Source organism: Phormidium sp. CCY1219 (assembly GCF_035615515.1).
Lineage (GTDB): Bacteria > Cyanobacteriota > Cyanobacteriia > Cyanobacteriales > Laspinemataceae > CCY1219.
Genome location: NZ_JAJENT010000858.1, coordinates 18,745 through 32,352 on the forward strand (window position 1 = coordinate 18,745; position 13,608 = coordinate 32,352).

The 13,608-nt window shown below is 50.0% G+C and carries 12 protein-coding genes; 2 read left to right on the top strand and 10 right to left on the bottom strand.

Annotation, left to right across the window (positions count from 1 at the left end; all coding sequences use genetic code 11):
• Window positions 1-532: 532 nt before the first annotated feature.
• The 8 genes from LKK83_RS27605 to LKK83_RS27640 all read right to left on the bottom strand — a co-directional run bounded on the left by LKK83_RS27605 (window position 533) and on the right by LKK83_RS27640 (window position 11,149).
• The gene (locus LKK83_RS27605; protein ID WP_324634669.1) at window positions 533-1,672 is read right to left on the bottom strand and encodes a quinone-dependent dihydroorotate dehydrogenase; all 1,140 of its coding nucleotides are present in this window, start codon (window positions 1,670-1,672) and stop codon (window positions 533-535) included.
• A 253-nt stretch (window positions 1,673-1,925) separates the two neighbouring features.
• Window positions 1,926-4,736 (bottom strand): preprotein translocase subunit SecA, encoded by a 2,811-nt coding sequence (gene secA / locus LKK83_RS27610; RefSeq protein WP_324634670.1) that lies wholly within the window; start codon window positions 4,734-4,736, stop codon window positions 1,926-1,928.
• Window positions 4,737-5,399: 663 nt separating this feature from the next.
• Window positions 5,400-5,930 (bottom strand): diheme cytochrome C, encoded by a 531-nt coding sequence (locus tag LKK83_RS27615; protein ID WP_324634671.1) that lies wholly within the window; start codon window positions 5,928-5,930, stop codon window positions 5,400-5,402.
• A gap of 107 nt (window positions 5,931-6,037) precedes the next feature.
• Window positions 6,038-6,946 carry an AAA family ATPase gene (locus LKK83_RS27620; RefSeq protein WP_324634696.1) on the bottom strand — a complete coding sequence of 303 codons (909 nt, stop codon included), beginning with the start codon at window positions 6,944-6,946 and terminating at the stop codon, window positions 6,038-6,040.
• 214 nt (window positions 6,947-7,160) lie between these two features.
• Window positions 7,161-8,213 carry a bifunctional riboflavin kinase/FAD synthetase gene (locus LKK83_RS27625; protein WP_324634672.1) on the bottom strand — a complete coding sequence of 351 codons (1,053 nt, stop codon included), beginning with the start codon at window positions 8,211-8,213 and terminating at the stop codon, window positions 7,161-7,163.
• A gap of 389 nt (window positions 8,214-8,602) precedes the next feature.
• Entirely contained in the window at window positions 8,603-9,508 is a 906-nt protein-coding gene (locus LKK83_RS27630) for an MBL fold metallo-hydrolase (protein WP_324634673.1), read from the bottom strand.
• Between the two features lie 195 nt (window positions 9,509-9,703).
• A complete protein-coding gene (locus LKK83_RS27635) occupies window positions 9,704-9,982 on the bottom strand; it encodes a hypothetical protein (RefSeq protein WP_324634674.1) in 279 nt (92 codons plus the stop codon).
• A gap of 840 nt (window positions 9,983-10,822) precedes the next feature.
• Window positions 10,823-11,149, bottom strand: coding sequence for a hypothetical protein (locus tag LKK83_RS27640; protein ID WP_324634675.1), 327 nt, complete (start codon window positions 11,147-11,149; stop codon window positions 10,823-10,825).
• 225 nt (window positions 11,150-11,374) lie between these two features.
• Between LKK83_RS27640 and LKK83_RS27645 the strand changes: the two genes are divergently transcribed.
• Together LKK83_RS27645 and LKK83_RS27650 are read left to right on the top strand one after the other, a co-directional pair.
• Window positions 11,375-11,518 carry a hypothetical protein gene (locus LKK83_RS27645; RefSeq protein WP_324634676.1) on the top strand — a complete coding sequence of 48 codons (144 nt, stop codon included), beginning with the start codon at window positions 11,375-11,377 and terminating at the stop codon, window positions 11,516-11,518.
• Window positions 11,519-12,135: 617 nt separating this feature from the next.
• Window positions 12,136-12,333, top strand: a complete 198-nt coding sequence (locus LKK83_RS27650; protein ID WP_324634677.1) for a hypothetical protein — start codon at window positions 12,136-12,138, stop codon at window positions 12,331-12,333.
• A 406-nt stretch (window positions 12,334-12,739) separates the two neighbouring features.
• Here the strand turns inward: LKK83_RS27650 and LKK83_RS27655 are convergent, their stop codons facing one another.
• Together LKK83_RS27655 and LKK83_RS27660 are read right to left on the bottom strand one after the other, a co-directional pair.
• Window positions 12,740-12,922, bottom strand: a complete 183-nt coding sequence (locus tag LKK83_RS27655) for a hypothetical protein (protein WP_324634678.1) — start codon at window positions 12,920-12,922, stop codon at window positions 12,740-12,742.
• A gap of 99 nt (window positions 12,923-13,021) precedes the next feature.
• Window positions 13,022-13,411 carry an AbrB family transcriptional regulator gene (locus LKK83_RS27660; protein WP_324634679.1) on the bottom strand — a complete coding sequence of 130 codons (390 nt, stop codon included), beginning with the start codon at window positions 13,409-13,411 and terminating at the stop codon, window positions 13,022-13,024.
• Between the last annotated feature and the right edge of the window lie 197 nt (window positions 13,412-13,608).

The window sequence follows — 13,608 nt, forward strand, 5'->3', positions numbered from 1 at the left end:
TTTCGGTGGTTGTATGTGGAGTAAAAACATGAGGAGGTATTGAGGGTTATTCGATCCGCATAACAAACTCCATCTAGATTAATTTTTTCACTGACCAGAAACCGAATCAGTCAGGGAGAAAATTGACAGTACAATCTCTCAAAAGCCCCTTTTACAGGGAAAACAGTGTAGGATGTAAACTGAGTTTGTATCTGCTATAAATTCTCGATTCGCGCCCTACTGCAAGAACCTTTGCCTCAATTTTATATACCTTTGACCAATTCTGCAGGAAACTTATCGGTGCCGAACGAAGCTATAATTTCATGGGTAGTACGATAAGTTGATATGATGAAATATATTATGAGCAGTTTTTATCCAAAATAAAAATTCATACCTACCTCAGCTTTTTCAGTCATGCAGAATTGAAATACATTCAGTGTATGTTACTAATAAATTGCACCCTAATCTACCGCATAACAACGCTTGCAGTCAGAGCGAGGGTGCAATTTATTTGGTCTACATACTTGCGATCCGCCTATCTCTCCTCCAATCTTTAACTCCCTCTTCCAACTGCTTCGCCAATACTTCCCAATCCATTTTCTTCTAACTTCTGCAGCAACCCTTCTAATATCCGGCGCACCATCCAGGGACCTTCGTAAATCAAACCGGTGTAAATTTCCAGCAAACTCGCACCGGCGGTAATTTTCTCCCAAGCGTCTTCTGCGGTGAAAATTCCTCCGGTGCCAATTATCGGCATTTGTCCTTGGGTTTGCTGATGAATAAACCGGATGATTTCGGTCGATCGCTCTTTTAAAGGCATTCCACTCAATCCCCCCGCTTCTTCCGTTATCGGTTTGCCGGTTAAGTCAATTGTTTCGGTTTTTAATCCATCTCGGCGGATGGTGGTATTGGTGGCAATAATTCCCGCCAGTTGATAGGTTTTGGCAACAGCGATCGCCTCTGAAATTGCCTCCCACTCCAAATCCGGGGCAATCTTCACCAAAATCGGTTTTTTCCCTTGATTCTCCCCTTGCAAAACCTCTAAAATCGCCCCTAATTGTTTCCCTTCTTGCAGCGATCGCAATCCCGGTGTATTCGGCGAAGACACATTCACCACAAAATAATCGCCCAACCCTTTCAACAGGCGAAAACTGCCTAAATAATCTGCCGGCGCTTCTTCCAGTGGGGTTATCTTAGATTTGCCTAAATTAATCCCAATGATAGGTTTGTCATTGCTCATTTGCCCCTTATCATGTGCATAAATTAGGCGTTTGGCTAATGTTTCCGCCCCGTCATTATTAAATCCCATGCGATTAATTGCCGCCAAATCTTCTCGCAACCGAAACATTCGCGGGCGAGGGTTGCCGCTTTGCGCGTGAAAGGTGACAGTACCGAGTTCGGCAAAACCAAATCCCAAACTGGACCAAACCCCGGCGGCGGTGCCATTTTTATCAAATCCTGCCGCTAATCCAATAGGATTGGGAAATTTTATCCCCCAAAGGGTTTGTTCTAACCGAGAATCCCGGAGACAAGCGCTGTTTCTCAGTTGAGACAAAATCCCACTCACTGGGGGGCGATCGCCGTAGCGATTTAACCATCCCAGGGTTTGCATCGTCTGATGATGCCACCATTCCGGATCCGGTTGCAATCCCGAAAAAATAATTGGCCGAAGTGCAGTTTTATAGATATCCAAGGTTCGATAATCAGCCCTGAGAAACGATTGAATTAGCCCGCATAAGAGAGGCTTTAAATGCAAACGCCCCACCGTTTTTGGCTGCGGGGCTTTTCACATTAATTTTGGCACAGAATTAGGAGGCAGAGCCTCTGTGGGGGCGTTCCCAGCTCATGCTGGGAACGAGATGGGGGGAGATGGGAGAGAGAATTAAACATCAAGAACGAGCCGAAAAATTGGTCTCACTTCTTAATTTTCAATTCTCCCATTCAGGCTATCGCTGTTCCACCACAGCAGGAGAAGCCGATTGCATTTGTGGCTGGAATTGGAACAGAGAGTACACCACATTGCGACGAATATTCGTCATCATGTCGAGGAACAGTTCGTACCCTTCGCTCTTGTATTCGAGCAACGGATCTTTTTGACCGTAACTGCGTAACCCCACGGATTCGCGCAAGGCGTCCATTTGTTGAAGGTGTTCGCGCCACAGGGTATCGATTTGTTGCAGAATAAAGAATCGTTCAGCTTGGCGCATCAGGCCCGGTTGAATCCGATCCACTTGCGATTCTTTCAAATCGTAAGCAATCCGCACTTGTTCGTGAAGGAACGTTTTAATTTCCTCCATCGATAAATCTTCGAGTTGATTGGGTTCGAGGTCAGACAGGAGATAGACAAATTCTTGGACTTTTTCCACCAAACTGTCAAGCTGCCATTCTTCCGAGGGCAAGTCGGGGTTGACATAGGCTTCCACGATGTCATCCATCGTTTTTTCGGCGTATTTAATCACCTGTTCTTTCAAGTCCAGTCCTTCAAGAACCCGACGGCGTTCGGCATAGATAGCACGACGCTGGTTGTTCATCACTTCGTCGTACTCGAAGACCTGTTTGCGGATGTCGTAGTAGTAGGTTTCGACTTTTTTCTGGGCGTTTTCCAAGGAGCGAGTCAGCATTCCGGACTCGATGGGCATATCTTCATCCACGTGGAAGGCATTCATCAATCCTGCCACGCGATCGCCGCCGAAAATTCGCAACAGATTATCCTGTAAGCTGAGGAAAAACCGCGTGGAACCGGGGTCTCCCTGACGTCCGGCCCGTCCGCGCAACTGGTTATCAATCCGGCGGGACTCGTGACGTTCGGTCCCGATCACGTGCAGTCCGCCGCGTGAGATCACTTCTTCATGTTCGCGCTGGGTAAACCCTTCGTATTCTTCGCGGATCTGGTTGTAAACTTCGCGCAGTTTTTGAATCACCGGGTCATCGGTGGGGGCTTTTTCCGAGGCAACGGCGATTTTATCTTCTGCCTCCAGTTCTGGCAAGCTGCGTTCCCCATAGTGCTGTACGGCAAAATCCACCGCCGCTTTGAGCTGTTTTTCGGTTTCGCGAGACAGTTCGGTGGGGTAAATTTGCGGGGATGCTTTCCAGGATTTCACCTTTTTCCCGGCAGCAAAACCTTCTGCTTTGTTGCGCTGGTTCGTGCCGGCAACTTTGACGGTTGCCAACTCTTCTTCTTCTTCGGGACGGACGATGCGGGGCAACAGGTACTCGCGGGTTTTCAACCGGGCCATGTATTCGGCGTTCCCGCCGAGGATGATGTCGGTACCGCGACCGGCCATGTTGGTGGCGATCGTCACGGCACCTTTGCGACCGGCTTGGGCGACGATTTCGGATTCTCGCTCCACATTTTCGGGTTTGGCGTTGAGCAGGTTGTGGGGAATTTGCAAGCTTTGCAGCAGATTGCTGAGGACCTCTGATTTTTCCACACTGGTGGTACCGACCAACACCGGACGACCGGCATGGTGCATTTCGGCACAGTCTTGCGCGATCGCGTGCCACTTGCCTTGTTCGGTTTTGTACACCACATCGGAGAGATCTTTGCGCCCCAGGGGACGGTTGGTGGGAACCACGGTCACTTGCAAATTGTAAATCCGCTCGAACTCAGCTTCTTCGGTTTTCGCAGTGCCGGTCATCCCTGCCAATTTGGGATAAAGCAGGAAAAAGTTTTGATAGGTAATCGTGGCCAAGGTTTGGGTTTCGGGTTGAATGTCCACATCTTCTTTGGCTTCGATCGCTTGGTGCAACCCATCACTCCACCGGCGTCCCGGCATCACCCGTCCGGTGAATTCATCCACGATCACCACTTCACCCTGGCGGACGATATAGTTCACGTCCTTAATAAACAATTCCTTGGCTTTAATCGCATTGAACACGTAGTGCGCCCAAGGATCTGCCGGGTCGTAAAGGTCGGTGACTTCCAAGAGCTCCTCAGCTTTGGCAAAACCTTCATCGGAGAGAATAATATTACGGGCTTTTTCGTCTACCTCGTAATGCTCTTCCTTCGTGAGTGCGCTGGCGATTTTGGTAGCTCGCTTGTACTTCTGTGTGGGTCTTTCTACCTGACCGGAAATGATTAACGGGGTGCGCGCTTCGTCAATCAACACCGAATCTACCTCGTCAATGATGCAGTAGTTGAAGGGACGTTGCACCACATCGGCGATCGAGGTTGCCATGTTATCGCGCAAGTAGTCAAACCCCAGTTCGGAGTTCGTGCAGTAGGTAATGTCGCAGTTGTAGTTTTTTCGGCGTTCGGTGGGACTCATGCCTTGTTGAATCAGGCCCACGCTCAAACCGAGGAAGCGATGCACTTGCCCCATCCATTCGGCGTCCCGGCGAGCCAGGTAATCGTTCACGGTGACGATATGCACCCCTTTTCCACTCAGAGCGTTTAAATAGGCGGGCAAGGTCGCTACCAGGGTTTTTCCTTCCCCGGTTTTCATTTCGGCAATCTGTCCCACGTGCAGGACTGTCCCGCCGAGTAACTGCACGTCGAAGTGTCTCATGCCCAACACTCGCTTTGCCGCTTCGCGCACGACGGCAAAGGCTTCGGGCAGGATATCTTCCAGGATTTCTTTTTCTTCGTTGAGAGATTTCGCTTTCGCGAGCTGCTCTCGAAATTCGGCGGTTTTGGCGGTGAGTTGCTCGTCGGTGAGCGCTTGGATCTCTTCTTCGAGTAGGTTGATCTCAACCACGGTGGGTTGATACTTTTTTAGTTTGCGTGCGTTGGGATCGCCTAGCAGATTTTTAAGCATGGCAGGACATTCGGGGTACTTTAAAGATAAATTTAATCGCCAGTGCAAACGCCTGATGCCTTGCTCGATTGACCCGATCGCCGGGTAGCAAGGGTTGGCATTTGTCAATTTATCGGCTAAACAAGTAGCGCGAAAAACAATCGTTTCACGGACAATTAGTCGGGTTGGGTGTGCTACGGTTAACCGGGCTTTTTTCCCTGGTTCTCCACCAACGCAAAGACAATTACCGATCGCGTTGCTGAGATTTGAGAACCTGATTTAACGCGGGGAAGGAAAGAAGCAACCGCACGATTGGGCGTCCCTCTATATTTTCCCGGTCTGTTGGGTTTGAGGTCGGCACTGTTGACTCGCGTGCAGGCTAGATTAACCCTCCACGGAGACAACCCGCAGGCTGCTGGCAAGAGAAGTCAGAGCGCTGGGAATTGAAATTAAGCGAATCTCGTCGGTTTTTCAGATTGAGCGCTCCAAATTTGAACTTATATTAATTTTATCATTTTACATTTGAGCGGGCGATCGGGAAACCTCTGGGGGCTGAGGATTGGCGATCGCCCTGGTGAGGGTTTCTTCTACTTGGGTTGCTGGTTTTCCCCCATCCTCCTCATGCATGGGATTTCACGCCCTTGCCCCGGGATGCTCAATTCCCGGCTGCATTTTCCAGATGGTTCACTCGGCGTTTTCCCACTTTGGGGTGAGACTGCGAAAATCATAATTGCTCGCCCCAGGGTGGCAGGTGACGCAGGTCATCAGGGAGATGGGTTGGGATAGCTCGACTCTGGGGTGCAGGGCTTTGAAGTGGCGGGATGCGCCCACGCGATAGGGGATAGCTTCATCGGCGGTTTGCGGACGGGAGAAGTTTTGCAGGTAGTTCCACACCAGTAGGCGACCAGGATCGATGAGCGGTTCGATTCGTTTGCCGTAGTGATTGGGATCTTGTAGCAGTTGCAGCCAGGTTTGGGTGGGCAGCACGGCGGGGGGCACGGCAATATGACAGGTGGAACAATTATTTAGATACAGTTCTTCCCCGAGTTGTAATTCGGCAGGTACGGGGTCTACGGTGTTGATGTGGGGAACCTCTAGGGCATGGGCGATCTCCCCGGCGATCGCGAAACTCCACACCAGCAGCAATAGCAACCCGATGAGGGGCAATCTCCGCCACTGCTGCTTGATGCGTTTTTGTGTTGCAAAGGGTGACATAACTATCTGGTGGTCAAGATGAAGAACGACGCTGGTGCCTGTCCGGTGTCGGTCCGTTGCCCCTGCACTGCCACCTCCACCGTCTATCGCGGATGCCTCGAAGAAGATTAGGGGATGGGAACTTGGCGCAACAGTTGCTCTATCAGGTTCTTGGGGCGGCGTCCGCCTGCTGGGATGAGGCGGTGGGACAGGACGTGGGGGGCTAAATATTTCACATCATCGGGAATCGCATAGTCCCGACCTTCGAGAAATGCGAAGGCTTGTGTGGCGCGATATAAGGCCACTGCACCCCGGGGACTGACGCCGAGGGTAATCTCTTCGGAATCCCGGGTGGCGCGCACCAGGTTGATGATGTACTGTTGCAGGGAGTGTTCGACTTTGATTTGAGAACACAGACGCGACAGTTCGAGGACTTCTGATAATTCAATACAAGGCTGCAATTCTTCTACCGCAATCTTGTGGGCTAGCCCTTGGAGCATTTGCAGTTCTTCGTCTTGGGTGGGATATCCCACGGAGAGGGATAAGGTGAAGCGATCCATCTGGGCTTCGGGTAAGGGAAAGGTGCCTTGGTATTCGATGGGGTTTTGGGTGGCAATGACGAAAAAGGGGGTGGGCACGGTCCGGGTTACGCCATCTACGGTGATTTGTCGCTCTTCCATTACCTCGAGCAAGGCGGATTGGGTGCGGGGGGTGGCGCGGTTGATTTCGTCCGCTAGCAGGACGTTGGCAAAGACTGGGCCGGGGAGAAATTGAAATTCGCCGCTACTGGGATTCCAGATATTGGTGCCGGTGATATCGCTGGGTAATAAATCGGGGGTGCATTGAATGCGTTTGAATTCGCCGGCGATCGAGCGGGCTAGGGATTTGGCTAGCAGGGTTTTGCCGACACCGGGAACGTCTTCTAATAAGGCATGACCGCCGGAAAAAAGGGCGACTAGGACTAACTGAATTGATTCTGCTTTTCCGACAATGGTACGGCTCAGGTTTTGGGTTAGCCGATCTACACGTTCTCTGATCATAGGGGTAGGGTTAACCTGAGATTTTTAAGGTGACAGGTCTTGGTAGGGATTATCCAAATTTTTCCCTCCCAGAGCATAAATGCTTCATGCTACCACACTAGCCGGGATGGGGGATAGTCTATGGGAGATAAACTATCCTCTGTAAGTTATTGGTAATTTGATGTGTAAAATACAGCGACGGTCAAACCACATTTGACCGTCGCTGGGTAGGTTAAGCGGAAGATTTTTGGGGTGGCGCGAGTAAGGCTCTGACTTGGTGACAGTCGGTTTGAATTTGGGCTTTGAGGGCTTCGAGGGAGGGGAATTTTTGTTGCGATCGCAGAAAGTGTTCGAGTTCTACGGTAAGGGTGCGATCGTACAGTTCCCCGGACCAGTCGAGCAGGTGGACTTCCACGGTTGGGGTCTGGTTCTCATCCACGGTGGGCCGACAGCCAATATTCAATGCGCCGATCGCGCAAGCGTCTGGCGAAATCTCGCCGGGACAATGCACCCGCACGGCATAGACCCCATGTCGCGGCAAGAATTTATGGGGGGGAAGTTGGAGATTGGCGGTGGGAAAGCCGATGGTTCTGCCAACTTGCTGTCCGCGCACGACTTTTCCGACGAGGGAGTAGGGTCGTCCGAGAATTTGGTTGGCGCGCTGCACTTTGCCGGCTTGCAGGGCTTCCCGGATGGCGGAACTGCTGATCCGCTGGCCATTGGTGGTTTGCAGGGGCACGATCTGGACCTGTACGTTATATTGGGCGGCGATCGCTTGTAGGTCAGCGACGCTACCGGATCGCTGGCGACCAAAGCAAAAATCCTCACCCACGCTGATTTGCGTGGCTTTGAGCTGCCGCACTAAAATTTGTTCGACAAACTCTTGCGGACTCATGCGCGCCAATTGGCGATCGAAGGGTAATAACACGAGCTGCTCGACGCCCATCGCTTCGAGGACTTTTACCTTTTCGTCAAGGGGAGTCAGCAGACTTCTGCGTTGACCGGAAAAGAATTCTTTGGGATGGGGAGAAAAGGTGACCACAGTGGCGTAGGGATGTGCCATGCTGCGATCGCGCCGATCTGGAGATGGCGGTTTTGAGTGGGAAGCACGCAAGGGAATGGAGCTGTCACCCCTGACTGGAGGCACAGCGATCGGTTGACGCGCTATCAATGGGTTGAAAATCGGCTGCATGACTTGTCTGTGCCCCCGATGCACGCCATCAAAGTTTCCGAGGGCTACAGAGGTGGGAGTCAGCGCCGTTGAAAGAGTTGAGGTAATCCACACAGTTTACATTTTGACACACAAAGGGAAATTCCCCACACTCGTCGCCAGAATTTTCAATTTTTCTGGCTTGGGTTTCCCGATTGCCAGGGGAAAAGCAGCCGGGTGGGGCGGTTCTCTCCCCTCAAGCTTTTGCCAGCCCACGCCGAGGCTAATTGAGTTCGTTTCTCTGCCTGGGTTCGTTCTCCGACTCTTGGGGGATTCCCAACGGGGTCAATTATTTTATGCTGCACGAAATTCAGCACAGAGCTGTTTTTTGAACCCAATAACTTGGGCAAACAAATCAATCCAGATACAAAGCAAATACTTCCCTCTGCCCGGATCGAAGCGCGATCGCCCCTGCCCGCCAAGCCATTGTCGCCGGAGAATCCAGCACCGCTGAGGGATTCGTGCTAAACTGACGCTTTGGCCTGCTGCTCTTTGTCCGGTGCTTTCGCATCTTCTGAAGGAGCCACGAGCTGAATGGACAGCCCTTCTCGCGCCATCAAAGAATTCGGAAACTGTTGAGCGGCTTGCTCTCCGATGCGATCCAAGAAATTGTCGTTATGTAACGGATCGTGATGGAAAATGACCAGTTTTTTCACGTTTGCGGCTTTGGCAACCTTGACGGCTTCTTGCCAGGTGGAATGTCCCCATCCCACTTTGCTGGAGGTTTTGGAGTTGTACTCTTCGTCGGTGTAGGTGGCATCGTAGATCATTAGATCTGCGTTGCGCGCCAGCCACAAGACGTTTTCATCGAGTCTTTCGGGGAAATGTTCGGTATCCGTGATGTAAGCGGCGGCGTAACCTCTCCAGTTCACCCGGTAGCCTACCGCTTCGCCTGGATGATTCAGAAGCGCGTTTTCCACTTTAATGTCGTCGATTTCTACTGGCTCCCCAATTTCGATATCGTTAAATTCGAGTTGGGCACCCATAATCTGTAAAGGCACCGGAAAATTAGGGTGGAGCATTTGGTCGTTGAGCCGCTGTTCGATGGTGGAGCCATTGGGAGCGATCGCGCCATGAATGTGGAACTGATTGCCTTTAATAAACGCCGGCACAAAAAACGGAAACCCCTGGATGTGATCCCAGTGGGAGTGGGTAAAAAACATATAGGCTTCTACTGGCATTTGAGACAGGAGGGACTGTCCCAACACTCTCAAGCCCGTCCCACCATCAAAAATTAGGCGCTTCCCACCCACTCTCATCTCAATGCAGGGCGTGTTACCACCGTAGCGGACGGTTTCCGAACCGGGACATGCTATGCTCCCTCGCACGCCCCAAAAATGAACTGTGAATTGGTTTTGCATATCTTGCATGGGTGTGTTTCGCTTTCGCTTGAATGGGGTCTCTCAGTTAGGTTTTACGCTTCTGTGAAGTCTGTAATTTCCTAAAATATAGGCAATTCTATTCTTCCTATGCGATCGAGTTTGCCCTGGTGGCGAGTCTGTGGGGAACCGATGGGAAATAATCGATTGTTGCCCCCAAAAACTCTGTTCTTGCCGCTTCCCACCCTAGTTGGGGTTGGCCATCGGAGTGACTCTGTTTCTGCGGCATCTACAGCGATCGCCGGATGCGGGCAGTTTGCCCCTAGAGGGAGACACTTCCTGCGCCCCTGACTTAACTCCCGATTCAGCCACCGATCCCTCGTGTATCATGGATGCGCTGTGAAGCAACTCGGGTTGCTGAGTAGGCACCATCCCCCGTCCGTACTGGCCAATATTGTCATTGGATCCCGACCGGGTGGCGTACACGCGCGATCGCTGCTCTGTGATGGGTGGGCTTCGGTTCATCTATCCTCTTTATACTCTAACAATCTTCATGCGCCAAGGGTTTTTCCCGCCGTGACTCTAAATCTTACTCAAAAATTTCTCCACCCTGTGCAGCCAAGTTTGGGCGCAGTTTCATATTGGATTCCACTTCTGAGCTTTAGCTTCATTCGGATATCCGAGATTTTCTAGTGATTCGACGTCTATTCCTCGGTTAGCTATTCTCTCATATCTATTTCGTTTTTTTGGCTAATTTTCTCTTTAAATCATCCGCACTTTATCCTATCTCATTTCCTTTATTCCTCGTTCTCTATTCCTTGAATTTTTAGAATGCGTTTGAACTATTTATATTTTGTAAAAACAAAAAATAACTCCAAATAAAAAATTAACATTTTTGCCATCTTTTTTTGTTTAGCTACTCCTTTAAAATTGCCTCAATCATTTAGTTTTACATCTATTTTATCTGGTATTTGTACTGCTTTGGGAGATTTTGGGTTTGTTTTGTATTGCAGAATCCTGTTTAGCTGGGAGGGTTAAAATTTCCTAAAATAGCGTCAATTCAAGCTTAACTAATGCTTAAGTTATCGCCACCTCCATCTGGTCTAATCATCGATATAATTTCCAGCGGGTTGCTGCTCTAATGAATGGACAGAATTATTTCGTTTAAATATTCGTTCACGGGCGAGTAATTTTTTAGCCAATTTAAGGCCAATATTTTTTAGGTTTGCCTTGCAATTTTATTGACATTTGGGCGAGTATTTTTTAGTATAGCTTAATTGTACTTCTCGGGTTAATAACTTTTATTAAATTTTCGCAAATTTTTCATTGACCAGGGTGAATTGAGTCGCCGGTAGGGTGTTGATGTCAGGGTAAAAAGGCTGAGGGTTGGGAAAGTGGAGTATTCGATGGGTTGGAGGATGCGATCGCGCCATCGGGTTGAGAAATCACCGAAACAGAATCCTTGCCAAAAACAATCTGAATCGAGAGGGCGGTGTCCTTGCATCGGGGGATTCCGGAATAATTTGCTGAAATGTCAAGAAAGTTTTTCGGACAGCCGCCAGATTCAGGTAGGGATGGGTGGGGTAAGGGGAAGCTTAACCATTTCATCCCTTGGGAAAGGTTAGAGGAGAGCCATTCGCGGTTCGAGGCATGTTCTAGAGCGATCGCGGTTTGCGCCCTGGAAACCACCACATGGATGATGGTGGGTGTTAAAGGGACTTTTGCGATAGTCTTGCGACTTGCTCTGCCCGGAGTGGAGGAATTGCCCAATCAGTGCAATTGAGATGCCAGTGAGTCCCTAGGGCGGGGTTGCGATTTGCTCATTCAGCCCTTGAAGCTCAATCAAACGAGTGGATCTGGCGAGCGAATTTGCTGCTGGCAGATGCATCTTTAATCTTTTAACGATAGCAAGATTAATTGAATTCGGCAAGCATTGGAGAATCGGATCTGGGGGAAAGCCGGATCCCGAAGGAGCAGCATGAGGCGGAAGGGGAAATGGAAGGAGTCATCATCAAAGGGAAACAATTGTCCCAGCGATCGCCAATGGTCATCAATTCTTGACAAATCAATGCTTGACACAGAGGCGTGCCTGGGGGCACAGATGCCCGAGGGTAAGCTTGTGCGAGGTGGGCGATCGCCGCGACTCAGGGATTCGTTTTGGGACTGCGAGAAACCTGTGGAGAGACAAGAGAGAGATGGATCCGGCAAGAATCGGCGACCCTGGAGAATGGAACATGGATGCATCCCACGGGTTGCGAGGGTTGAGTAATCGGCCAAAAATGGTAGGCGATCGGGGGTTGAGGGCATAGGGGTGGATGGGAACAGACGCCAGGATTTTCGCTCCAATTTTTGCGAGTGCGAGGGGTGGTGTTCTCACAGGGGGGCGAGTGGAGGTTATACTGATTTGAAATTTGAGATTCTAAAGTTGAGACAGAAAAATCCGCTGGTGAGGATCCTTCGAGGGATGGAAGGGGAATTGGAGGGCGAGGCACGCAAGATTAAGTTTTGGTGACATACAAAAGCTAAAAGGCATGAAAATAGCCCCCGATCGCGAGAATCGGGAGGCGCGATATTTGCGATCGATGGAGCGCTAACAATATTCCCTAGCGATCGCGCGATTGTGGCCATCGATGTTCTGAAGCTTTTGCCAAAACCCGGATAAATGTTATGGGTAATCTATGCCGAAGTTGAAATGGCGATCGCACTCCCGTGGCGGTTTTGACCGAGCGATCGACAACAGAAGCCTTCAGCGAGATTTAGACATTGCCTTGTTGTTCGAGAGAAAAATTATTAACTACATAATATTTTACGCCTTGGCAAGCAGGGGGGAAGGGGAAAAGCCGGAAACAAGGCGATCGCATCTAGCGAATCATTGATGCGAAACGCCTTATTTAATTCTATCTGGATAAGGAAGGCGGTTATGGAAGCAACCTGCAATCCTCACAGCGCTGAACGGAGGGTCATTTACCTATCGATCGCCGAGGAACTTCTCTGATTCGGGGAAAACTTTCCCACCGATCGAGCTAGGGTGGCTCATGTAGATTGCATTGAGTTAACTCGTGCTTTTATGGATGCCAGAGGCGCATGAAAACGGTGGTTTTTACCGCAGCAGTGAAACGCTACGGACAACAAACCGAGGCGATCGAGGAGAACTGACAGCAAGATTTATCATCAGATGCATTGGCTGTCAGCCCCAGGCACAAGTAATGACAAACCACCTGGAGGTGCTTTGTCGGATTTGGCTGATTTGACAGCGGCTACATATCAGAGAATAGAGGTCTTTTAAGCCGCCCGAGTGCGGTGCTTTACCCAGTAAAGGCGGGTTGTGTCCTGAAGATTTAACGCCAGGACCGATTGAGTGGACTCCACTTTAATTAAACCGCCGCCCAGGAGAAAGATTTCGGTACCGTTGCATCCGCGATCGCGAATGAAGGCTGAGGAGATTTGGCAATGATTGAATCTCAATCATTGCCATCATCTACCGAATTCATATCCTTTCTGGCGCTAGCTGAAATTAGGCTGAGTGACGCCTATGGTAGCCGTCAAGGGATAAGCCGTGGAAATTTAAGAAACTTCTGATTCTTTATCGACTTGTCGCAGATGAATGTGTTTGCGACCCAGGGAAATTTCAAATTCATCTCCCGGTTCGAGATCCATCTGCTTGGTATAAGCCGCGCCAATCAGCAAGTTCCCATTGGACTGAACGCTGATCCGATAGCTAGCGCTGCGTCCCCCGCGCCCTTGGCCATTTTGCTTGCCGTCGAGTTCGATACCCTCGGCATCAATCAGGGCGTTGAGGAATTTCATCATATTGACGCGCTCTACACCATTTTTGGTAACGGTGTAGTAGCCGCACTCTCTGGCTTTTTCTTCTTTGCTAAGGTGTTCTAGCTCTTTGACTTTTTTGAGGAGGTCTTCACCAACTAAGGGTTCCATCTTTTTCTTTTTACTCATCGACTTACAACATCTGCCACGAACAGTAGGTCTATCAGGTTCTATTTTAGCGGACTTTTGCTAGAAATAAGAACGTTTTGCTGGCAGTCACCTTATTAAACTATATTACACGAATCGAGTGAAACGACCACAGATTTTTAGCAAAACTTGTTGGAATTGTTAGCTTGACAATCGAGCCAAAATGGTGAATGGCAAGG